This is a genomic window from Paracidovorax konjaci, from assembly GCF_900112675.1.
Lineage (GTDB): Bacteria > Pseudomonadota > Gammaproteobacteria > Burkholderiales > Burkholderiaceae_C > Paracidovorax > Paracidovorax konjaci.
On the sequence record NZ_FOMQ01000003.1, the window covers coordinates 354,172 to 373,915 of the forward strand.

At 72.4% G+C, this 19,744-nt stretch carries 20 protein-coding genes; 15 read left to right on the forward strand and 5 right to left on the reverse strand.

Annotated elements, in window-relative coordinates:
* Nucleotides 1-90 precede the first annotated feature (90 nt).
* The 3 genes from BM144_RS06075 (at nucleotide 91) to BM144_RS06085 (ending at nucleotide 4,807) form a co-directional block, all read left to right on the forward strand.
* The gene (locus tag BM144_RS06075; protein ID WP_092950397.1) at nucleotides 91-1,491 is read left to right on the forward strand and encodes an ABC transporter substrate-binding protein; all 1,401 of its coding nucleotides are present in this window, start codon (nucleotides 91-93) and stop codon (nucleotides 1,489-1,491) included.
* 231 nt (nucleotides 1,492-1,722) lie between these two features.
* On the forward strand, nucleotides 1,723-3,408 hold the full coding sequence (locus tag BM144_RS06080; protein ID WP_092950398.1) for a DUF1800 domain-containing protein: 1,686 nt from the start codon (nucleotides 1,723-1,725) through the stop codon (nucleotides 3,406-3,408).
* Nucleotides 3,409-3,532: 124 nt separating this feature from the next.
* Nucleotides 3,533-4,807 (forward strand): DUF1501 domain-containing protein, encoded by a 1,275-nt coding sequence (locus tag BM144_RS06085; protein ID WP_092950399.1) that lies wholly within the window; start codon nucleotides 3,533-3,535, stop codon nucleotides 4,805-4,807.
* A gap of 33 nt (nucleotides 4,808-4,840) precedes the next feature.
* Here BM144_RS06085 and BM144_RS06090 read toward each other — a convergent pair whose 3' ends face one another.
* Nucleotides 4,841-5,848: a 2-hydroxyacid dehydrogenase gene (locus BM144_RS06090; RefSeq protein WP_092950400.1), complete on the reverse strand. Its 1,008-nt coding sequence runs from the start codon at nucleotides 5,846-5,848 to the stop codon at nucleotides 4,841-4,843.
* Between the two features lie 157 nt (nucleotides 5,849-6,005).
* Here BM144_RS06090 and BM144_RS06095 point away from each other — a divergent pair, with 157 nt between their 5' ends.
* A complete protein-coding gene (locus tag BM144_RS06095; protein ID WP_092950401.1) occupies nucleotides 6,006-6,329 on the forward strand; it encodes a hypothetical protein in 324 nt (107 codons plus the stop codon).
* A gap of 34 nt (nucleotides 6,330-6,363) precedes the next feature.
* Here the strand turns inward: BM144_RS06095 and BM144_RS06100 are convergent, their stop codons facing one another.
* Nucleotides 6,364-7,338, reverse strand: a complete 975-nt coding sequence (locus BM144_RS06100; RefSeq protein WP_092950496.1) for a DHH family phosphoesterase — start codon at nucleotides 7,336-7,338, stop codon at nucleotides 6,364-6,366.
* A gap of 125 nt (nucleotides 7,339-7,463) precedes the next feature.
* Between BM144_RS06100 and BM144_RS06105 the strand changes: the two genes are divergently transcribed.
* The 3 genes from BM144_RS06105 (at nucleotide 7,464) to BM144_RS06115 (ending at nucleotide 9,802) form a co-directional block, all read left to right on the forward strand.
* Nucleotides 7,464-8,129, forward strand: a complete 666-nt coding sequence (locus BM144_RS06105) for a complement resistance protein TraT (RefSeq protein ID WP_245783555.1) — start codon at nucleotides 7,464-7,466, stop codon at nucleotides 8,127-8,129.
* Between the two features lie 42 nt (nucleotides 8,130-8,171).
* Nucleotides 8,172-8,972 (forward strand): pseudouridine synthase, encoded by an 801-nt coding sequence (locus BM144_RS06110; protein WP_092950498.1) that lies wholly within the window; start codon nucleotides 8,172-8,174, stop codon nucleotides 8,970-8,972.
* Nucleotides 8,973-9,211: 239 nt separating this feature from the next.
* Nucleotides 9,212-9,802 (forward strand): MgtC/SapB family protein, encoded by a 591-nt coding sequence (locus tag BM144_RS06115; RefSeq protein WP_092950402.1) that lies wholly within the window; start codon nucleotides 9,212-9,214, stop codon nucleotides 9,800-9,802.
* A gap of 31 nt (nucleotides 9,803-9,833) precedes the next feature.
* Here BM144_RS06115 and soxR read toward each other — a convergent pair whose 3' ends face one another.
* Nucleotides 9,834-10,352, reverse strand: coding sequence for a redox-sensitive transcriptional activator SoxR (soxR, locus tag BM144_RS06120; protein WP_092950403.1), 519 nt, complete (start codon nucleotides 10,350-10,352; stop codon nucleotides 9,834-9,836).
* A gap of 404 nt (nucleotides 10,353-10,756) precedes the next feature.
* On the opposite strand from soxR, the gene BM144_RS06125 reads away from it, so the two are divergent.
* The 3 genes from BM144_RS06125 to BM144_RS06140 all read left to right on the forward strand — a co-directional run bounded on the left by BM144_RS06125 (nucleotide 10,757) and on the right by BM144_RS06140 (nucleotide 13,199).
* Nucleotides 10,757-11,212, forward strand: coding sequence for a RidA family protein (locus BM144_RS06125; RefSeq protein ID WP_092950499.1), 456 nt, complete (start codon nucleotides 10,757-10,759; stop codon nucleotides 11,210-11,212).
* A 342-nt stretch (nucleotides 11,213-11,554) separates the two neighbouring features.
* A complete protein-coding gene (locus BM144_RS06135; protein ID WP_092950404.1) occupies nucleotides 11,555-12,784 on the forward strand; it encodes an MFS transporter in 1,230 nt (409 codons plus the stop codon).
* Nucleotides 12,785-12,968: 184 nt separating this feature from the next.
* Nucleotides 12,969-13,199: a hypothetical protein gene (locus tag BM144_RS06140; RefSeq protein ID WP_092950500.1), complete on the forward strand. Its 231-nt coding sequence runs from the start codon at nucleotides 12,969-12,971 to the stop codon at nucleotides 13,197-13,199.
* A gap of 50 nt (nucleotides 13,200-13,249) precedes the next feature.
* On the opposite strand, the gene ylqF is transcribed toward BM144_RS06140, so the two are convergent.
* Nucleotides 13,250-14,215 (reverse strand): ribosome biogenesis GTPase YlqF, encoded by a 966-nt coding sequence (gene ylqF, locus BM144_RS06145; protein ID WP_092950405.1) that lies wholly within the window; start codon nucleotides 14,213-14,215, stop codon nucleotides 13,250-13,252.
* 178 nt (nucleotides 14,216-14,393) lie between these two features.
* Here ylqF and BM144_RS06150 point away from each other — a divergent pair, with 178 nt between their 5' ends.
* From BM144_RS06150 to BM144_RS06160, 3 genes are all read left to right on the forward strand, one after another.
* Nucleotides 14,394-14,654 (forward strand): hypothetical protein, encoded by a 261-nt coding sequence (locus BM144_RS06150; protein WP_092950406.1) that lies wholly within the window; start codon nucleotides 14,394-14,396, stop codon nucleotides 14,652-14,654.
* Between the two features lie 26 nt (nucleotides 14,655-14,680).
* Nucleotides 14,681-14,899, forward strand: coding sequence for an oxidoreductase-like domain-containing protein (locus BM144_RS06155; protein ID WP_092950501.1), 219 nt, complete (start codon nucleotides 14,681-14,683; stop codon nucleotides 14,897-14,899).
* A gap of 90 nt (nucleotides 14,900-14,989) precedes the next feature.
* Nucleotides 14,990-16,255, forward strand: a complete 1,266-nt coding sequence (locus BM144_RS06160; RefSeq protein WP_092950407.1) for a GAF domain-containing sensor histidine kinase — start codon at nucleotides 14,990-14,992, stop codon at nucleotides 16,253-16,255.
* Between the two features lie 39 nt (nucleotides 16,256-16,294).
* Here BM144_RS06160 and BM144_RS06165 read toward each other — a convergent pair whose 3' ends face one another.
* On the reverse strand, nucleotides 16,295-16,921 hold the full coding sequence (locus tag BM144_RS06165; RefSeq protein WP_092950408.1) for a LysE family translocator: 627 nt from the start codon (nucleotides 16,919-16,921) through the stop codon (nucleotides 16,295-16,297).
* A 170-nt stretch (nucleotides 16,922-17,091) separates the two neighbouring features.
* Between BM144_RS06165 and BM144_RS06170 the strand changes: the two genes are divergently transcribed.
* Nucleotides 17,092-18,831 (forward strand): thiamine pyrophosphate-binding protein, encoded by a 1,740-nt coding sequence (locus BM144_RS06170; RefSeq protein WP_092950409.1) that lies wholly within the window; start codon nucleotides 17,092-17,094, stop codon nucleotides 18,829-18,831.
* 109 nt (nucleotides 18,832-18,940) lie between these two features.
* A complete protein-coding gene (locus BM144_RS06175) occupies nucleotides 18,941-19,738 on the forward strand; it encodes a hypothetical protein (RefSeq protein ID WP_092950410.1) in 798 nt (265 codons plus the stop codon).
* The last annotated feature ends 6 nt before the right edge of the window (nucleotides 19,739-19,744 follow it).

Genomic DNA, 19,744 nt, shown 5'->3' on the forward strand with positions numbered 1-19,744 from the left:
GCCGCGGACCGCCCGCGGACGGCCCGCAGAAGGCGAGCGCCTAGAATCGGCGCCAATTTTTTGCCGCCGCCCTGCCGCGCCCGCCTCTCCATGACCGAAGCCCCCTGCCACGGCACCCCCGCCACGCCACCGCCGGGCCTCCTGCGCGCGCCGCACCGGCCGCACCCGCCGGGTGCGCGGCCTGCCTGGCGCGCGGCCCGCGCGGTTGCCGTGCTGCTCGCGGCGATCGGCTGGAACGCTGGCGCAACCGCGGCGCCGCCACGCGCTGCGGCGCCCGCGGCCGCCCGGGCGCCCGCCGACACGCCCCTGCGCATCTGGCACTGCTGGGCCTCCCCCGGCGAGCACGAGCGCAGCAAGGTGCTGGCGCGGCACCTCGCGCAACGCGGCCTGCACTGGACCATCGAAGAGCCGGTCTGCGGCAGCGGCAACGGGGCGCTCTCGGCCTTCACCCAGCGCTTCCAGCACCGCCAGCCGCGCCCCGCCGCGGTGATGACGGCCGGCGAAGGCGCGCCGCCCCTGGCCGCCAAGGGCCTGCTGCTGCCGCTGGACGCGGTGGCGCGCGAGCAGGGCTGGGAAGAGGTCGTGCCCTACGCGCTGCAGGATTGGGCGCGCTTTCGCGGGCACTGGATCGCCGCGCCGCTCTTCGTGCACTCCACCAACCTGCTGTGGTTCAACAAACCCCTGCTCGACCGCCTGGGCGGCACCGTGCCCGACACCTGGGACGAACTGATCGCGCTGCTGGAGCGCGCGCAGGCGGAGGGCATCGTGCCCGTGGGGATCGGCGCCGACGCCTGGGAAACCTCGTTCTGGTTCGAATCGGTGGCGGCCGGCGCGGGCGGTGCGGAGTTCTACCGCCGCTTCTTCCTGGAGCACGACCGGCAGGCCTACGACGAGGCCGTGGTGCGCCGCATCTTCGCGCGCATGGCGCAACTGCGGCCCTACCTGCGCGCCAACGCGGCCTCGCGCGACTGGAGCCACGCGAGCCTCGCGCTGCAGGGCAAGGCACTGCTGCAGATGCAGGGCAGCTGGCTGAACGGCGAACTGCGCCAGCGCGGCCTGGAGGCGGGCCGCGACTACCTCTGCCCGCGCTTCCCGGACACGCAGGGCATGGTGCTCTACATCGGCGACCAGGTGGGCTTCGTGCGCCACGCGCCGGTGGCGCCGGCCGCGCAGCAGGCTTTCATGCGCATGGTGATGGACATCGATTTCCAGCGCGAGATGGCGATCGCGAGCGGCGCCGCGCCGGCGCGGGTGGACGTGCCCGACACCGGGGCCGACCTGTGCGGCCGCCAGGCCATCCGCGACCTGCGCAGCGCCAACATGCGCCGCACGGTGCTGGCGGCCTTCTCGGCGCTGTCGCCGCGCTCGGTGCAGCAGCACATCAACGACATCGTCACGCAACACCTGCACGGACGCATCGACGACGAGCGCGCCACCGCGCGGCTCAAGGACCTGATCCTGGGCACCGGCCCGGTGGGCCCCGAACGCTGAGGCCCGCGACCCTGCCGGTGCACGGGCCGGCAGGCTGCGCGCGCCTGCATTTGCTATATTTTTAGTAGCAAACTATTGAATAGATCCGGCGGCATGGAGCCATTTCTCCTGATGAGATGGAATGCACGTGGCGATACATCTGTGTCGGCCGGGTAAAACCTGTCCGGGCCCCTTGCGGCCGAGTGCACGGCGGCGCACCATGCGCCCCACAGCCACTCCTCCTCCAACACCATGCTGTCCCTCGTGAACGCCGCAGTGCGCGCCGCGTCTCCGCGCGGCCCCGGAAACGAAGACCAAGGCCCGGGCCCCGCGCTGCCCTCGCCGGGCCGCCGGCAGTGGCTCGCCACCGCCGCCGTGGGACTGTGCGGGGCCGCCGGGCTCACGCTGGCCGCCCCGCCCGGCGCCTTCGCCGCCACGGCCGGCAGCGACGCCGGCGGCGCGGAGCCCGCGCCGGGGCCCGCCACCACGGCCGCCGAGGGCGTGCGGCTGCTGGACCGGCTGACCTGGGGCGCCGACGCCGCCGCCCTGGCCACGCTGCAGCGCACCGGCACCGCCGCCACCCTGGCCGCCCTGTTGCGCCCGGCGCCGAATGCGCCGCTGCCGCCCGAGGCGCAGGCGCAGATCGACGCCATGGCCATCACGCGCACGCCGATGGAAACGCTGGCCATCGACCTGCAGGCCCGCCAGCAGGCCATCAGGAACGAGACCACCGAAGACGCCCGCAAGGCCGCGCAGGACGCCTACCAGCGCGATCTGCGGACACTGCAGCGCGAGGCCGAGCGCCGCTTCGTGCTGCGCGCCGTGTACTCGCCCGCGCAGCTGCAGGAGAAGATGACCTGGTTCTGGATGAACCACTTCAGCGTGTTCGCGGGCAAGGCCGACATCCGCGCGATGGTGGGCGACTACGAGGACCGCGCCATCCGCCCGCATGCGCTGGGGCGCTTCCGCGACCTGCTGGGCGCCACCGTGCGCCACCCGGCCATGCTGCGCTACCTCGACAACGCGCAGAACGCCGCGGGCCGCATCAACGAGAACTACGCACGCGAACTGATGGAGCTGCACACGCTGGGCGTCGACGGCGGCTACACCCAGCACGACGTGCAGGAAATGGCGCGCGTGCTCACGGGCCACGGCGTGTCGCTGCGGCCGCTGGACGAGCAGCCGCCCCGGCTCAAGCCCGAATGGACGCGCCAGTACGTGCGCCACGGCCTCTATGAATTCCACCCGCAGCGCCACGACTGGCAGCCCAAGGAGCTGCTGGGCCAGCCGCTGCAGGGCCAGGGCATGGCCGAACTCGATGAAGCGCTGGACCGGCTGGCGCGCGCGCCGGCCACCGCACGCTTCGTGGCGCGCAAGCTCGCGGCCTACCTCGTCGGCGATGCGCCGCCGCCCACCCTCGTGCAGGCCCTGGCCGAAAGCTTCACGCGCAGCGACGGCCACATCGGCGCGGTGCTGCAGACGCTGTTCGCGAGCGAGGCGTTCCAGGCATCGCTCGGCACGCGGCTGCGCGATCCCGTGCAGTACGTGATGGCCGGCCTGCGCCTGGGCTACTCGGAGCGCGTGCTCGCCAACCCCGACCCGGCGCTCTCGTGGCTCCAGCGGCTCGCGCAGCCGCTCTATGGCCGCGCCACGCCGGACGGCTACCCACTCGACGCCGCGGCCTGGACCAGCTCGGGCCAGATGGCCGTGCGCTTCGAGATCGCCCGCGCCCTGGGCGGCGCCGGCACCGGCGCGCTCTACCGCGCCGAGGGCGCGCCGCCGCCGAAGGTGCCGCCGCCCGCCATCGCGCAGAGCGCCGCCTTCCGTGCGCTGGAGCCGCAGCTCGCGCCCGCCACGCGCGTTGCGCTGGCCCGCGCCGCCTCGCCGGCGGAATGGAACACTTTCTTGCTTTCTGCGCCGGAATTCATGTACGCCTGAGGTCCGGGCCGGGCGTTGGGTCCGTGCGCTCCTGCGGCGCACCCGCCCACGCCGGGCCAGCCCCGCGGCAACACCCGGCCCCCTACCGCACCGCGCCCGCCCCATCGTCCAGGAAAGGCCCGCCATGACACACCCCCACGTCCCCCCGCATGCCCCGTCCCCTGCCGGCGGCTTCGCGCCCACGCGGCGCCACTGCCTGCAGGCCCTCGCCGCCCTGGCCGCGCCCGGCGTGCTGCAGGCCAGCCTGGCCGCCACGCCGCAGGGCGCCACCGACGCGCGCTTTCTGCTGGTCTTCCTGCGCGGCGGCTACGACTGCGCCAGCCTGCTCGTGCCCACCGCGAGCGACTACTACTACGAGACGCGCCCCAACATCGCCATCGCGCGCCCGGGCAGCGGCGAGGGCAGCGCGCTGCCCCTCACCGCCGACTGGGGCCTGCACCCCGCGCTCGCGGGGTCGCTGCAGCCCCTCTACGCGAAGAAGCAGGTCGCGTTCGTGCCGTTCTCCGGCACCGAAGACCTCACGCGCAGCCACTTCGACACGCAGGACAGCATCGAGCTGGGCCAGCCCGTGGGCGGGCGGCGCGACTACCGCTCGGGCTTCCTGAACCGCCTGGCCACCGAACTCGGAGCCCAGCCGCGCTGGCACGACCACCTCTCGCCCCTGGCCTTCACCGACACGCTGCCGCTGGTGCTGCGCGGCGGCTACGACGTGCCCAACACCGCGCTGGCCGCGGCGGGCGCGGGCAAGCCCGGCATCGACGAGCGCCAGGCCGGGCTGATCGCCTCCATGTACCAGGGCACGCCGCTCGCCGGCCCGGTGGCCGAGGGCTTCCAGACCCGCGACGAGGTGGCCCGCACCATGCAGGGCGAGATGGACGCGGCCAGCCGCAACGCGCTCAGCACCAAGGGCTTCGAGGGCACCGCCCGGCGCATGGCCCGGCTCATGCAGACGCGCTACAACCTCGGCTTCGTGGACGTGGGCGGCTGGGACACGCACGTGGGCCAGGGCAACGCCACCGGCGCGCTCGCCAACCGCTTCGAGGAACTGGGCCGGGGCCTGGCCGCCTTCGCCGACGAGATGGGCCCCGCCTGGAGCCGCACCACGGTGGTCGCCATCAGCGAATTCGGCCGCACCTTCCGCGAGAACGGCAACCGCGGCACCGACCACGGCCACGGCAGCGTCATGTGGGTGCTGGGCGGCGGCATCGCGGGCGGCCGCGTGGCGGGCGAGCAGCAGGCGCTCACGGCCACCACGCTGTTCCAGAACCGCGACTACCCCGTGCTCAACGACTACCGCGGCGTGCTGGGCGGGATCTTCGGGCGCATGTACGGGCTGAACGGCGCATCGCTCGCGCGGGTGTTTCCCGGCGCGAAGGCGAAAGATTTGCGGCTGGCGTGACGCGCCTTCGGCTTCGGCGCTGGCGCAACCGCATCAACCCTGCGGCGGCGCCTCGACCGGGTACAGCGGCCGCCCGCCCTGCCGGAACGCGGCGATGTTGGCGAGAGTGGTCTCGGCAATGGCCTTCAGCGCCTCGCGCGTGAAAAATCCCTGGTGGCCGGTGACCAGCACATTGGGAAACGTCAGCAAGCGCGCGAACACGTCGTCCTGGATGGCGCTGCCCGACAGGTCCTCGAAGAACAGGTCGGCCTCTTCCTCGTACACGTCCAAGCCCAGCGCACCGATGCGACCGGCCTTCAGGCCCTCGATCACCGCCCGCGTATCGACCAGCGCGCCCCGGCTGGTGTTGACGAGCATCACACCCGGCCGCAGTGCGGACACGGCCTCGCTATCGATCATGTGGTGCGTGGCGGGCGTGAGCGGGCAGTGCAATGTGACGATGTGCGACCGGGCCAGCAGTTCGGCCTTGCCCGATGCGGCCAGCGCCCCCAACGCCACGCACTCCGCGCTGGGCTGCGGATCGAGCGTGAGCACCTCGCAGCCGAAGCCGCGCAGGATGCGCACCACCTCGATGCCGATGCGGCCGGTACCCACCACGCCGGCCGTCTTGCCGTGCAGGTCGAACCCGAGCAGGCCGTCCAGCGCGAACTTGCCTTCGCGCACACGGCTGTGGGCCCGGTGGATGCGGCGGTTCAGCGACAGGATCAGCGCGAGCGTGTGTTCCGCCACAGCATGCGGCGAGTAGGCCGGCACGCGCCCCACCACGATCCCCAGCCGCCCCGCAGCGGCCAGGTCAACGTTGTTGAAGCCCGCGCAGCGCAGTGCCACGAGCCGCACGCCCTGCGCCGCGAGCTGCTCCAGTGTGGGGGCATCAAGCACGTCGTTGACGAAGGCACACACGGCTTGCGCGCCCCGTGCAAGAAGGGCCGTCTGTGCGGTCAGGCGGGTGTCGAGGTAGGTCAGCCGGAAGCCATGGGCAGCATTTGCCGCGTCCAGGCTGGCGTGATCGTAGGGCTTGCTGCTGAAGATGGCGACGTGCATGGCCGGCATGGTAGCGGGCGCGGCCCTTGCGGCCTTCAGGACGATTCAGGTCTTTTCAAGGCCACGGTCCCGCTGCGGCTTCTACGATCCGCCCGCGGGGCGCACCATCCGATGCGCCTGGCAAAACACAATCCATTCATCCGGGAGGGAAACCGATATGCCGACCTATCAGGACGTCACCGACACCGCAAAAATCGAGAAACAGATCAACAAAAACATCCAGGACGTGGAAGCTGCCGAGCAGGCGCTCGTGACCATCCACACGCTGGCCGGTGAGACACAAATCACCGCCGACCCCATGTCGCAGTGGCTGGGGCTGCTCTCCAAGGCATTCCCCAAAGTCCAGAAATGGGGAGGCAGCAAGGACCTGATCGAGATCTACCCGGCCGGCACCACGGGTCTGGGCAAGAGCGACCGCTTGAAATTCCAGGTCGGCAAGACGCAGGTCGCGGTCGTGGAAGCGTACGAAAGCGAACACTGACCTCCCCCCGGCGCGGCGGGGCCGCGCCGGGCGTTCAGCCCTCCCGGCGGGACACCAGCACGCCACTCAGCAGCTCCGGCAGCCGCTCCGCCTCCATGCGGAACCCGCAGGCCTGCGCATGCCCACCGCCGCCCATGCGCGTGGCGAGCACCGAGCAGTCGTAGCCACGCTGCGAACGCAGGCCGATCTTGATCTTTCCGTCCTTGCCCACGGCCCACATCAGCGCGAAGGTGCCGCTCTTTTGCGACAGCATTTCGCCCACGAGGCTGTGGAACGCGCCCGGCGCATTGACCATCAGGCCCTGCTCGCCGTCGAACACGAGCGGTTGCGCGCCGCCGGCCACATCGGCGGCGAGGTGGCGGAATTTCTCGTCCATGGCCTGTCCACGGGCCACGAAGGCCTGCGTGGCCTCGGGCGAGAAGCGCGCGATGCCGTCCCAGCGCGCGAAGTCGAAGGGCTCCATGTCGAGCGCCGCGACATAGCCCGCGGTATCGGGATACTTCCACGCCCACAGGTCGCGGTCTTCGATGAAGCGCACGAGGTCGGGCAGCGGGGCATCGGGATGGAAGAAATCCCAGGCCAGCCGGGCACCCGACTTGTCCATATCGAAATGCACCACGCCGCAGCGGCAGGAAAAGCCCGTGAGCTGCTCGGCGGCACTCTTGTGGTGGTCCAGCATCACGAGGCGCGCGGCGCGATCGTCGATGGCGCGCAGCAGTTCGGGGGGGAAGGAGAAATCCAGCACGTAGACGTAGCGGCCTTCGAGCGGCGGCAGATCGTCCACGGACTGGGCCTGCCCGTGGGCCAGGCCCACGCACTCCACCTGCCCGCCGTAGTAGCGCCACGCGGCCAGCGCGGCGCCGAAACCGTCCGCGCAGCGGCCGTGGTAGAGCACCAGGGGCGATGGGTCGCCGGGCGAGGGGGCCATGAGCAGCGTATGGGGCAGGAGGCTGCGCGGAGGAAGGGACGCGGGCGCGGGGGCGTCGGTGGCGATGTTCTTCGTGGTCATAGGTGCGCGATTGTCGGCCACGCGGCCGCCGGGGCTGGCGCCGGACGCGCAGGCGCGGAACAATGCGCGCTGCCCCGGCATCCGTCCAGCACCCTCCCGCCGTCCTTCCGCCCCAGGAGCCCGCCATGCCCCTCCCCCACACCGGCCGCCGCGCCCCGCGCCCTTTCCGGGCCGCCCCGACCGTGGCCGCGCTGGCCCTGGCGCTGGCCGGTTGCGCCGCGCAGGGCCCCCGGCCGGGCGCCGCCGCCTCCATGCCCGCCGATCCCGCGCAGCACGCGGCCGACCTGGATGCCTGCCAGCGCTATGCGCAGCAGATCGACGTGGTGATGGAAACGCTGGACGGCATGGTGACCGGAGCGCTGGTGCTGGCCTCGCTCGCCTGGTCGGCGGGCGGCAGCCGCGGCACCGTGGGCGGCTGGGCCGTGGCCGGCGGCGCGCTCGGGGCCACCCAGGGCCTGCAGCCGCTGGAACGCCGGCGCCGCGCGGTCGAGAACTGCATGCAGTCCCGCGGCCATGCAGCCGGGCCGTACGTCGCCGCTCCGGGCTACCCCGTGGCGCAGGCCATTGCGCTGCCCGCCGAGCCGCCCCCGCGCGCACCGGTGCCCAGCATCGCCGTCGGCACCGACACCTTCAGCGCCGAGCGGCTGGCGCGCGCGCAGTCGTGCAGCGTGCAGCCACGGGCGGCACTGGCGGCCAAGGGGCCGGGTTTCGAGACCTACACCGTGCCGTGCGACAGCGGGGATGCGCTGGCGATCCGCTGCGAATTCGGCAACTGCCGCGTGCTGCGCTGACCGCCTCCCGGGCCGCGCGCCCGGTATGCTGCGCGCCCGATGATGACCACGCCCCCGCCCGACCGCCACCCGCCCCTGCCGATCCTCTGGCACGACGATGACCTCGTCGCCGTCTACAAGCCCGCCGGCTGGCTGGTGCACCGCACGGGCCTGGACGCGGGCGAGACGCGCTTCGTGATGCAGGCGCTGCGCGACCAACTGGGCCGGCACGTGTACCCCGTGCACCGCCTCGACAAGGGCACCTGCGGGGTGCTCGTGATGGCGCTGCATGCGGATGCGGCGCGTGCGCTGTCGCAGGCTTTCGAGCACCACCGCGTGCGCAAGCGCTATCTCGCACTGGTGCGCGGGCATGCACCGGCCACCACCTGCGTGGACCACGCGCTGCGCCCGGACGATGCACCGCCCGATGCGCCCGCGCAGCCGGCCCGCACCCTCCTGCGCTGCCTCGCTCGGCTGGAGCGGCCCGAGCCGAGCGATGCGCGGTTCGCCACCACGCGCGCGGCGCTGGTCGAGGCCTGGCCCGAGTCGGGGCGCAGGCACCAGATCCGCCGGCACCTCAAGCACATCGCCCACCCGATCCTGGGCGACGCCACCCACGGCAAGGGCCCGCTCAACCGCTGGTGGGCGGAGCGCCTGGGGCTGCAGCGGCTCTGGCTGCATGCCTGGCAGCTCGCGCTGCCGCACCCGGCCACGGGGCAGCCGCTGGTGCTGGAGAGCGGCCTGCACCATCCGGTGCTGGACGGCGCGCCCGTGCCCGCGGGGCACGGCATCGCGGACCTGGGCGACTGGCTGGAGCGCGTGCTGCCGATGGATTGGCAGCCCGGCCCCGGCCCGGCGAACTGACACCCCACGCGCATCGGGCGGCCGGTCGATCCGCCCCACGCACACCGGTGGCCGGGCCGCATGGCCGTCGGCGGCGTCCTACCCACGGTCGCGCCCGGCGCCGCCGCGCCGTTCCGAGGTGCTGGCGCACAGTCGTCGCGTTTCATCCGACCCTACCCGCCCCGCCCCATGCCCCAGCCTCCCCGCCCCGCCACCTCCCCGTTGCTCCGGCCCAGCGCCACCGGCCATGGAGTCCCCGCATGACGGAATGGTGGTCGGTGATCGCCAGCACGGTGGCGGGGGAGTTCTCCGACCTGCCCGACCTGGAGCAGGCAACGCGCATCGTCGTGCGACTGGGCATGGCGGGGCTGCTGGGCGGCCTGCTCGGCTGGGAGCGCGAGCAGCGCGGCAAGGCGGCCGGCGTGCGCACGCACATGCTGGTGTCGATGGGGGCGGCGCTGTTCGTGCTGGTGGCCGAGCAGGAAGGCATCTCGCCGGCCGACAACAGCCGCGTGCTGCAGGGCATCATCGCCGGCGTGGGTTTCCTGGGCGCGGGCACGATTTTGAAAAGCGATGGCGAGCACCAGATCCGGGGGCTGACCACGGCCGCCGGGATCTGGCTCACAGCGGCCATCGGTGTGGCCGCCGGCCTGGGCCGCGAGGCCACCGCGGTGCTCAGCACGGTGATGGCCCTGCTGGTGCTGGGCGCCGAGCCGATCGCGCAGCGGCTGCTGCACGGCCGCCGCGCAGCGGAGAAAGATCCCCGCAGCCGTCTGAAGAACGTGCGCTCTTCTTCCGAGCCGGGCACCGAAACCGGCTCCACCGGCGGCGGCCCGCCCCCGCTGTCCTGACCCGGGCGCGCCCCGCGGCAGGGCGGACGGCTCAACGCCTGCGCGCGGGCTTGTCGGCGGTGAAATGCGGCCCCGCGCCGGTGTCTCCGAGCGTGTCGTCGGGGTTGCGCAGCGGGCAGGCCTTGAGCGACAGGCAGCCGCAGCCGATGCACCCATCGAGCTGGTCGCGCAGCCGCGCCAGCGTGGCGATGCGTTCGTCCAGCTCGTCCCGCCACGCGGCCGAGAGCCGCCGCCAGTCGGCCACGGTGGGCGTGCGGCCCTCGGGCAACGCACGCAGTGCCTCGGCGATGGTGGCAAGGGGCAGCCCCATGCGCTGGGCGATCTTGATCACCGCCACGCGCCGCAGCACCGAGCGCGGGTAGCGCCGCTGGTTGCCGCCGCTGCGCACGCTGGCGATCAGGCCCTTCGATTCATAGAAATGGAGCGCCGACACCGCCAGCCCGCTGCGCGCGGCCACGTCGCCCACGGTGAGGTCGGGCGTGGCGGCGCGGGACGGACGGGCCGGCGGCTCACCGGTCGCGGGGCCCAGCCGGGCGGAACGAGGCGGCATGCAGTGGGGTCCTGAAAAGAAAACCGGCCCGGGAGAAAGGCCGGCCGAAAAAAGGGATTGACCTCAAGTTTAGTTGAGGTTCGATACTGCGCAGCACGCGGTTGCCACCAGCCTGTTCCGCGCCTTCCGGGCACTGTCTGGCAAGTGCGGTGGCCGGCGCTCCGCCCCACGCCGCCGCGGTGCCCAGGCACCTGCGGCGTTTTCTCACCCAGGCCGGCCGGTGCGCCGGCCCCGTCCACGCCTTGCGAACCATGCTGTCCCTGTGTGTCCTGCGAGCCTATGGCGGCACGCCTTTTGCCGCGCCTTTTGCCGCGCCTTCCGCAACGCAGCCGCGCGCCACGGCGCTGCACGCGCCGCAGCGCGCGGCGGGCCGCCCCCGCCATTCCCATCCTTCCCTCACGTCCATGACCACTGCCACGCCCTCGTCCGCCGCTCCTTCCGCCGCAGGTTCCGCCCTGTCCTTCATCAACCCTCCGGGGCTCTACGACCCCGCGCCCAACGGCTACTCCCACGTGGCGATCGTCGAGGGACCGGTGCGCACGGTCCATGTGGCCGGCCAGGGCGGCGAGGACGCCTCGGGCCGCCTGGCCGAGGGTTTTGCCGCACAGGTGCACCTGGCCATCGCCAATCTGCGCACGGCGCTGGCCGCCGCGGGCGCCACGCCGCACGACGTGGCCAAGCTCACGGTACTGGTGGTGGACCACACCGAAGAGCGGCTGCGCATCCTGGGCGGCGCGCTGCGCGCCTGCTGGGGCGACGGGGTGCCCATGCCCGCCTGCACGCTGATCCCCGTGCCGCGGCTGGCGCTCGACGGCATGCTCTTCGAGATCGACGCGACCGCGGTACTGCCCGTGCCCTGAGAACGTGTTCACGATCTCCCAGGGGTCGCGCAGTGGAGTGTGCGGGATGGGATGCAAGGCGCGGTGCGCCGCCAATAGCTCGGCTATTGGCAAGCGCCGCAACGCCGCAGACCGCCCGCACACTCCACTGCCCTTCGGGTTGGAGCGAAATCGGGCGATTGGACGCCCCGGCTGCTTGCATGGGCACAGGCCCATGCGGCGCATCCGAAGCATCCACTCATCCCGATTGCGCTCCAACGCGACCCCTGCGAGATCGTGAACACGTTCTGAGCCGCGCCCGCATCCACTCCACCCCGCCCCGTCCCATCGACCCTCTTGTCCGCCGGCACGCCGGCCCGCTCCATGGCATCCAGCACCCCCGCCCCCGCCCTCGCCCCCGATTCCCCGTCCTCCGCCGGCCTGTCCACCCCGGTGCTGCTGCTCATGGCCACGGCCTGCGGGCTGTGCGCCGGCGCGAACTACTTCAACCAGCCGCTGCTGCATTCGATCGCGGTGCAACTGGGCGTGGGCGAGGGCACCGCGGCGCTCACGGTGACGATCGCGCAGGTGTCGTATGCCGCGGGCCTGCTGCTGCTGGTGCCGCTGGGTGACAAGCTGGAGCGGCGCCGGCTGGTGGTGGGCCTGATGGTGCTGGCGGCCTGCGGGCTTTTCCTGAGCGGGTTCGCCGGCAGCTTCGGCCTGCTGGCGGCGGGCACGCTGATGACGGGGCTGTTCTCCGTGGCGGCGCAGGTGCTGGTGCCGATGGCGGCCACGCTGGCCGCGCCGGGGCGCAGCGGGCGCGCGGTGGGCCTGGTGATGAGCGGCCTGCTGGTGGGCATCCTCGCGGCCCGCAGCGTGGCCGGACTGCTCTCGGGCCTGGGTGGCTGGAGCCTGGTCTACCGCGTGGGCGGCGTCGCCATCCTGGCGGTGGCATTGGCGCTGTGGTTCGCGCTGCCCACGCTGCGCACGCCGAACCCGCCCAGCTACGCGCAGGTGCTGCGGTCGCTGGGCACGCTGGCGGCGCGGCACCCGCGGCTGCGCAGCCGGGCGCTGCTCGGCGGGCTCTCGTTCGGCTCGGTGAGCGTGCTTTTCTCGACCATGGCGCTGATGCTCGCGGGGCCCTCGCACCGGTTGGGCGATGCGCAGATCGGGCTGGTGGGGCTGGCCGGCGTGGCCGGAGCCCTCATGGCCAACTGGGCCGGCCGGCTGGCGGATCAGGGGCTCGAGCAATGGACCACCCGCGCCTCGGCAGGCCTGCTGCTCGCGAGCTGGGCGGCGCTGTGGCTGGGCGGCGCCAGCCTGCCATGGTTCCTGGCGGGCGTGCTGGCCATCGACCTGGCGCTGCAGGGCGTGCACATCAGCAACCAGAACGTGATCTACGCCCTGGCGCCCGAGGCGCGGTCGCGCCTCAACGCGGTGTACATGACCAGCTACTTCACCGGTGCGGCGCTGGGCTCCGGCCTGGGCTCGGCGGCGTGGCAGCACGGCGGCTGGGGTGCCACCTGCACGGTGGGCATTGCCATCGCGGTGGCCAATGGCCTGGCGGCGCGGCACGACGCGCGCCTGGCGCGCCATGCCGCAGTGCAGCATTGAATGCTATCAATTGCATAGCAAACAATTGAATGGATCCGGCGGCATGGAGCCAAAAACACCGCGTATCAAGTGGCGGCGCGGTCCGACAGGCGCTGCCCGGCAGGCACCGGTGTAATGGGGCGTCCGGGCCCGCATGCCGCGCGGCCGGCCCCACCCCACCACCCACAGCGAGGAGGACCGCCCCATGCACGAAGAATCAGCCACCATCCACGGCGAGGTGACCTACCGCGAGGGCGACGGCATGCCCATCCGCATCCCGGAGGGCCCCGTCGAACTCACGCACGCGGACGACAGCGTGACCCTGAGCTGGAAGGAGCACGGCGAGAACGCCGCCGGTCTCGCGGCCATTCCGCGCGACCAGTTCGAGCGCTACGCCAAGGAGGGCAAGATCGTGGTGCAGGGCGAACGCACCTGACCTCTGCCCGCCCCGAGCGGGCCCATCGGCCCCCAGCGGCAAGCCGGGGTCTAGGCGCCGTCCCGTTCGGAAGCCCCGGGCAGCGGCCGGCCCTTGCGGCGGGCCTCGCGTTCGGCCTTTTTCGCGGCCCGCTCCGCTTCCTGCACGTCGGCCGCGGCCCTCCAGGCCTCGAATTCCGGCGGCGTCTCCAGCGTGATGCGGCCCAGCACCGCGCCGCGGAAATCCGTCAGCACCAGTTCGGCCGCCTTCTGCAGGTTGGCCCGGCCACCCGACATCACCGCGCCGCGCTTGCGGGCGATCAGCGTCAGCAGCTCATCGTCATGCAGGGCGGAGATTGCGGCCGCATCCAGTCCCAGCCGGTAGCGCGCATCCAGGAGCGCCGCGTAGTGCCGCTGCAGGTAGGCCAGCAGCTCCAGCGCCACCTCTTCCTCGTCGTAGGCGTTCTTGCCCACGGCGCCGCTCGCGGCGAGCTTGTAGCCGCTCTCGGGCACCGTGATGCGGGGCCAGAGCATGCCGGGCGTATCCCACAGGTAGAAATCGTCGGCCAGCGTGATGCGCTGCTCCAGCTTGGTGATGCCGGCCTCGTCGCCCGTCTTGGCCTGCGTCTTGCCGGTGAGCGTGTTGATCAGCGTGGATTTGCCCACGTTCGGGATCCCGCAGATCAGCACCCGCATGGGCTTGGCCATGCCGCCGCGCTGGGGCGCGAGCTGGTGGCAGCCATCGATGAGCCGGCGCGCGGGCGCGGGCTCGGACGTATCGAGCGCGATGGCGCGCGTGTCGGGCCGCGCGTTGTACCAGGCCAGCCAGTCCGGCGTGCGCGCGGCATCGGCCGCATCCTGCTTGTTCAGCACCTTGAGCGTGGGCCGGTGGCCGGTCAGCTCCGACAGCAGCGGGTTGGCACTGGAGCCCGGCAGGCGCGCGTCGAGCAGCTCGATCACTACATCGATGTCCTTGATGCGCTCTCCGATCGCCTTGCGCGTGGAATGCATGTGACCGGGGAACCACTGGATGGCCATGGGAAGGGGGTTCTTTCTGCTGTGCGGGACGGGGCGGCGGAGGGCCGGGCCGGCGGCGGAGCGGATACGGGATCACCGCAGCCGCCGGCCGCGAGGGCGCAAGGATAATCGGCTTCCGGCGCGCCCCGCCGCCGAGCCCGCCGCCAGCCGCCCTCGCCTTCTCGCCACCCACGCCGCCATGACCCGCCCTCCATCCCCGCCGCCATCGCCCCCGCCACTGTCCGCCGCCGAACGCAAGCGGGCCTCCGAGCTGCTGTTCAAGGGCGTGACCTGTGCGCTGATCGGCGCGGTGATCCTGCTCGCGCCCCACTATGCGCGCTCGCTGGGCGTGCGGGACCTGATGGCGCAGGCGTCCGTGGTGGGGTGGTTCGCGCTCGTGCTGGGCCTGGCCTTCATCGGGCGCTGGGGCTGGCAGCGCCGGCCGGGCGCTCCGCGGTGACCGCGGCGGCGGTGCCGCGGGCGCCCCTGCGCACCGCCGCGCAGGCAGCGCAGGTCTTCGCCCTGCTGCAGGCCGCGGCGCAGTCCCGCGGCATCGCCCTGCGCAAGCCGCCGCAAGCGCCCACCACCTGCTGCGGGCGCGGCTGCAACGGCTGCGTGTGGGAGGGCTTCTATGCCGCCGCCACCTGGTGGTGCGAAGACGCCGACCAGGCGCTGGCAGGCCCCGGGCCGGCACCGGGCCGCTGAACGGCGTCCAGGCCCCACCGAACCTCCCAGCTCGACAGAAATATCCCCTGTCCTGCAGAGTGGCTCACTGCCGCCCCTTATCCTCCGCGCATGCAAGCCCTCAACCACCGCTCGACCGAGCAGGCAGAAACCGTCTCCGCTCCCCTGCAGGCGCAGAGCAGGGCAGCACAGGCCCAGTCCTCCCTGCAACGCCTGCGGGCCGTGCGGGCCTCCGGGCTGCTGGACTCGCCGGCGGAGCCCGGCTTCGACAGCCTGACCGCCACGGCAGCCCGCCTGCTGGGCGCCGCCGCGTGCTTCATCTCCATCGTGGACGAGCAGCGCGACTTCTACAAAAGCCAGTCCGGCTTTCCCGAGCCGCTGGCGGAAGCCCGGCAGATGGGCGGCCCCACCTTCTGCCATTTCACGCTGGACCGCGACGAAGCCCTGACCATCGCCGACACCCATGCCGATCCGCAGTGGAAGGCCGTGCCCACGGTACAGAGCCTGGGAGTGCGTGCCTACGTGGGGGTGCCACTCAAGCTGGAGGGGCAGAACATCGGCAGTTTCTGCGTCATCGACACCGTTCCGCGGGCGTGGACGGCCGACGAGCTGGAGACGATCCGGCAGCTTGCCGTCTCCGCCGCGCGCGAACTGGACCTGCGCGCTGCCCTGGTCGCCGCACAGCAGGCGGCCGCCATGGCCCGCGCCCAGGCGCTGTCACGCGAACGGGTGCTCGCCGTCGTCGCGCACGACCTGCGCACGCCGCTGCAGGTGCTGCAACTGAGCGCCTCGCGCCTGAAGCGCGGCAGCGAGGGCCCGAACGAGGCCATCATCCAGCGCATGCTCTCGGCCGTCGGCATCATGGCCACGATGGTCGATGGCCTGCTCAAGCCCGACGACTCCGCATCCACCGTGCAGGCCATCGCGGTCGCGTCGCTGGCTGCCGATGCGGTGCACATGATGGCGCCCATCGCCGAGAAATGCCGTACCGCGCTGGTCGTCGGCCCGCTGCCCGAGGCCGTGGTGCGCGTGGACTACGGCCAGCTCGTGCGCGTGCTGGGCAACCTTATCGGCAATTCATTGAAATACTCGCCCGCGGGCAGCACCGTGCGACTGACCGGGGCCTGCAGCGGCACCGAGGCGCATCCGACGGTCGAACTGACCGTGACCGACAACGGCGTCGGGATGGGCCCGGAAGAAATCGCCCGTGCGTTCGAGCCCGGCTGGCAGAGCGAAGCCGCCAAGGCCCGCAACGACGGCCTGGGGCTGGGCCTGGGCATCGTGAAATCGCTCGTGGAATCGAATGGCGGGCAGGTCCGCCTGGAAAGCAGCCCGGGCCAGGGCACTGCGGTCACCATCGCCCTGCCCCGCGCCTGAGCGGGGTCACTGCGCGCGCCGTGCCTGCGCGCCGGCGCTTCAGCGCGCGGCCACCATCCGCAGGCCGAGCCCGATGAACACCGTGCCGGCGATGCGGTCCAGCCACAGGCCCGCTCTTGGCCGGCGGTTCAGCCAGCCGCCGATGGTCCCCGCGAAACAACCCAGCAGCCCGAACAGCACGGCTGCCTGCAGCGTGAACAGCAGCCCCAGCACGCCGAGCTGCAGCCCCACGGCGCCCTGCGACGGAACCACGAACTGCGGCAGGAACGAGAGAAAGAACAGCACCACCTTGGGATTGACGGCATTCGCCACCATGCCCTTGGCGAACAGCGTCCGCAGCGGCTGGCCCGGCAGGCCTTGCGACTCCAGGCGCCCGCTTCCCGCGTGGCGCAGTGCCTGGATCCCGAGCCACACGAGGTAGGCGCCGCCCAGCCACTTGAGCGCCGTGAAGGCCACCGGCGAGGCCGCGATCATCGCGCTCACCCCCACCACCGCCAGCACCGTGTGGCTGAGGCACCCCAGTGCGCAGCCGAGCCCGAAAGCGATGCCCTGCGACCGGCCACGCGACATGCCCATTCCCAGCACCATGAGGTTGTCCGGCCCCGGCGTCGCAGTGATCAGGATGGCGGCCAGGAGGAAGGAGAGGATCTGTGCGGTGGTCAACATCGCGCGATGATACGGGCGACCCGCGCCGGCCCGGCGCCGCACCTGTCGCGCACAGGAACACGGCCCTCTATGCAGCGGCAGCGCGCTGGGCGATAGTGGCGGGTGCACCACCACGACCATCGCTCCATTGCTGCCGCTGACGCTGCCGCGGCGCAACATCCGCACGCTCCATGACTTCCCTGCCGTCCCATCCCTCCGCCCTCACCGCCGCCAGCCCCGCTCCGGCGCACCCTTCCCCCGCCTCCCGCACGGGCGGCCAGGTGCTGGTCGACCAGCTCATCCTGCACGGCGTGCGCCAGCTCTTCTGCGTGCCCGGCGAAAGCTATCTGGCCGTGCTGGACGCGCTGCACGATGCCGACATCGCCGTCACCGTCTGCCGCCAGGAGGGCGGCGCGGCGATGATGGCCGAGGCACAGGGCAAGCTCACCGGGCAGCCCGGCATCTGCTTCGTCACGCGCGGGCCAGGCGCCACCAACGCCGCGGCGGGCATCCACATCGCACACCAGGATTCGACGCCGCTCATCGTGTTCGTGGGGCAGGTGGCACGCGGCGCGCTCGGGCGCGAGGCCTTCCAGGAGCTGGACTACCCGGCCGTCTTCGGCACGCTGTGCAAATGGGTGGTGCAGGTGGACGATGCGAAGCGCCTGCCGGAGCTGGTCTCCCGCGCTTTCCATGCCGCCACCTCCGGCCGTCCGGGGTCCGTGGTCGTGGCACTGCCCGAAGACATGCTGACCGATGCGGTGCAGGTGGCCGACGCCCTGCCCTACGCCGTGGCCGAAACGCACCCCGGCGCCGACGCGCTGCGGGAGCTGGCCGGGCGGCTCGCCGCCGCCGAGCGGCCGGTGGCCATCCTGGGCGGCAGCCGATGGTCCGAAGCCGCGGTGCGCGACTTCGCAGCCTTCGCCGAGGCGTGGTCGCTGCCGGTCTATTGCTCGTTCCGCCGGCAGATGTTGTTTTCAGCCAGCCATGGCAGCTATGGCGGCGACCTGGGGCTGGGCGTGAATCCGAAGATCGTGGCCCGCATCCGCGCGAGCGATCTCGTCCTGCTGGTGGGCGGACGGCTGTCGGAAATTCCCTCGCAGGGGTATGGGCTGCTGGACATCCCCGTGCCCGCGCAGCCGCTCGTGCATGTGCATGCCGACGCGGACGAGCTGGGCCGCCTCTACCGCCCCACGCAGGCGATCCACGCCACGCCGCAGGCCTTCGCCGCCGCGCTGGCCGGCGTGCGGCCCGCCACGGCGGCGCACGGGGCAGGCCAGGCCGCCGAGGCCCATGCCGAGTACCTCGCATGGAGCGACCCGGCGCCCATCCGCATTCCCGGCCCGCTGCAGATGGGCGAGGTGATGCAGCACCTGCGCGCGGTGCTGCCCGCCGATGCCATCTTCTGCAACGGCGCGGGCAACTTCGCCACCTGGGTGCACCGCTTCTGGCCGTTCACCGCCTATGCGAGCCAGCTCGCGCCCACCAGCGGCTCGATGGGCTACGGGCTGCCGGCGGGCGTGGGCGCCAAGCGGCTGTGGCCGCAGCGCGAGGTGGTGGTCTTCTCGGGCGACGGCGATTTCCTGATGCACGGGCAGGAATTCGCCACCGCCGTGCAATACGGCCTGCCGCTCATCGTCGTGCTGCTGGACAACGCCATGTACGGCACCATCCGCATGCACCAGGAACGCGAGTACCCCGGGCGCGTGAGTGCCACGCAGTTGAAGAACCCGGATTTCAAGGCCTGCGCCCAGGCCTTCGGCGGGCATGGCGAGCGTGTGGAACGCACGGAAGACTTCGCACCCGCGCTGGCGCGCGCCCGCGCGAGCGGCCTGCCCAGCGTACTGCATTGCCTGCTGGATCCGGAGGCCATCACGCCCACGGGAACCCTGGCCGGCATCCGCGGCGCGGCGCGGGCTGCGGGCCGCTGATCCGGCCGCCAGCTTCGGCCAGGCCGCAACGGGTTCGGGTGCCCGGCAGCGGCCATGCATGCCGCGCGCACCATGGGTGCAGGTCATTGCCCACTGCCTGCCCCACCCCATGTCGTTCCACCTTCCCAAGCTCGCTTTCTCGCACATCCGGAATGCCTTCGGCCTGCGTTCCAAGGCGCCGCCACCAGCAGCGCCGCCTCCCATGTCCCGGCACGGCGCCCGCGCAGCCCCGGAAGAGGGACGCGCCCCACCGCGGCGCACGGCCACGGGTCAGCAGGCGAATGCCAGCGCCCGGGCCACCGACCGGCGCGGCCCCGCGCCCGGCGGCCCCTTTGCCGGTGCGGCCCGGAGCACTCCGCTGCGCACGGCGAACGGGCCGCGCCCTGGCGCCTTCCGGCCGGCGGCCGCGCCACCCGAGGCGCCCACCACGCCCGCAGGCAAGCTGCTGAAGGAATTCCAGCTGACCGACCTCGACCGCATGACCGACGCACAGCTCCAGAGCGTCGTCGACTTCCTGGGCGAGCGCCCCGGCAGTGCCGTCCAGGCCCCCTTGTCCCAGAACTGGCAGCGGCTGCGCAGCAGCTTCAACGACCATGAGATACGGGCGCTGCTCACGGGCAAGACATCCCAGGTGCTGGACTTCCTGCTGACTCCCGCGAAGGCGCCCGAGGCCGCTCCCGCCAGGCTGGTGGGCATGGAGCAGGCAGATGCACTGCGGACACTGCGCGAGCGGGGGATGTCGGAAGAGATGCTCCGCGCGATGAAAAAAGACGTGTTCGATCAGGTCAAGTTCGGCGACCTGGCCAGCGGCCATGCGCTCAACGCGAAATACCAGGCCTACGTGGCCGACGACTTCACGGAATCGGCCACCCACAAGAGTTATGCCAAGCTGCTGAAAAGCCTGTAGGCCCCC

Excerpts from the sequence above, each read along its gene's own strand:
- BM144_RS06075 (WP_092950397.1), top strand. The coding sequence starts at position 91 with ATGACCGAAGCCCCCTGCCACGGCACCCCCGCCACGCCACCGCCGGGC.
- BM144_RS06140 (WP_092950500.1), top strand. The coding sequence starts at position 12,969 with ATGCACGAAGAATCAGCCACCATCCACGGCGAGGTGACCTACCGCGAG.
- BM144_RS06105 (WP_245783555.1), top strand. The coding sequence starts at position 7,464 with ATGCCCCTCCCCCACACCGGCCGCCGCGCCCCGCGCCCTTTCCGGGCC.
- BM144_RS06135 (WP_092950404.1), top strand. The coding sequence starts at position 11,555 with ATGGCATCCAGCACCCCCGCCCCCGCCCTCGCCCCCGATTCCCCGTCC.
- ylqF (WP_092950405.1), bottom strand. The coding sequence starts at position 14,215 with ATGGCCATCCAGTGGTTCCCCGGTCACATGCATTCCACGCGCAAGGCG.
- BM144_RS06080 (WP_092950398.1), top strand. The coding sequence starts at position 1,723 with ATGCTGTCCCTCGTGAACGCCGCAGTGCGCGCCGCGTCTCCGCGCGGC.
- BM144_RS06110 (WP_092950498.1), top strand. The coding sequence starts at position 8,172 with ATGACCACGCCCCCGCCCGACCGCCACCCGCCCCTGCCGATCCTCTGG.
- BM144_RS06095 (WP_092950401.1), top strand. The coding sequence starts at position 6,006 with ATGCCGACCTATCAGGACGTCACCGACACCGCAAAAATCGAGAAACAG.
- BM144_RS06085 (WP_092950399.1), top strand. The coding sequence starts at position 3,533 with ATGACACACCCCCACGTCCCCCCGCATGCCCCGTCCCCTGCCGGCGGC.
- BM144_RS06100 (WP_092950496.1), bottom strand. The coding sequence starts at position 7,338 with ATGACCACGAAGAACATCGCCACCGACGCCCCCGCGCCCGCGTCCCTT.
- BM144_RS06090 (WP_092950400.1), bottom strand. The coding sequence starts at position 5,848 with ATGCACGTCGCCATCTTCAGCAGCAAGCCCTACGATCACGCCAGCCTG.
- BM144_RS06160 (WP_092950407.1), top strand. The coding sequence starts at position 14,990 with ATGCAAGCCCTCAACCACCGCTCGACCGAGCAGGCAGAAACCGTCTCC.
- BM144_RS06175 (WP_092950410.1), top strand. The coding sequence starts at position 18,941 with ATGTCGTTCCACCTTCCCAAGCTCGCTTTCTCGCACATCCGGAATGCC.
- BM144_RS06125 (WP_092950499.1), top strand. The coding sequence starts at position 10,757 with ATGACCACTGCCACGCCCTCGTCCGCCGCTCCTTCCGCCGCAGGTTCC.
- BM144_RS06170 (WP_092950409.1), top strand. The coding sequence starts at position 17,092 with ATGACTTCCCTGCCGTCCCATCCCTCCGCCCTCACCGCCGCCAGCCCC.
- BM144_RS06115 (WP_092950402.1), top strand. The coding sequence starts at position 9,212 with ATGACGGAATGGTGGTCGGTGATCGCCAGCACGGTGGCGGGGGAGTTC.
- BM144_RS06165 (WP_092950408.1), bottom strand. The coding sequence starts at position 16,921 with ATGTTGACCACCGCACAGATCCTCTCCTTCCTCCTGGCCGCCATCCTG.
- soxR (WP_092950403.1), bottom strand. The coding sequence starts at position 10,352 with ATGCCGCCTCGTTCCGCCCGGCTGGGCCCCGCGACCGGTGAGCCGCCG.
- BM144_RS06150 (WP_092950406.1), top strand. The coding sequence starts at position 14,394 with ATGACCCGCCCTCCATCCCCGCCGCCATCGCCCCCGCCACTGTCCGCC.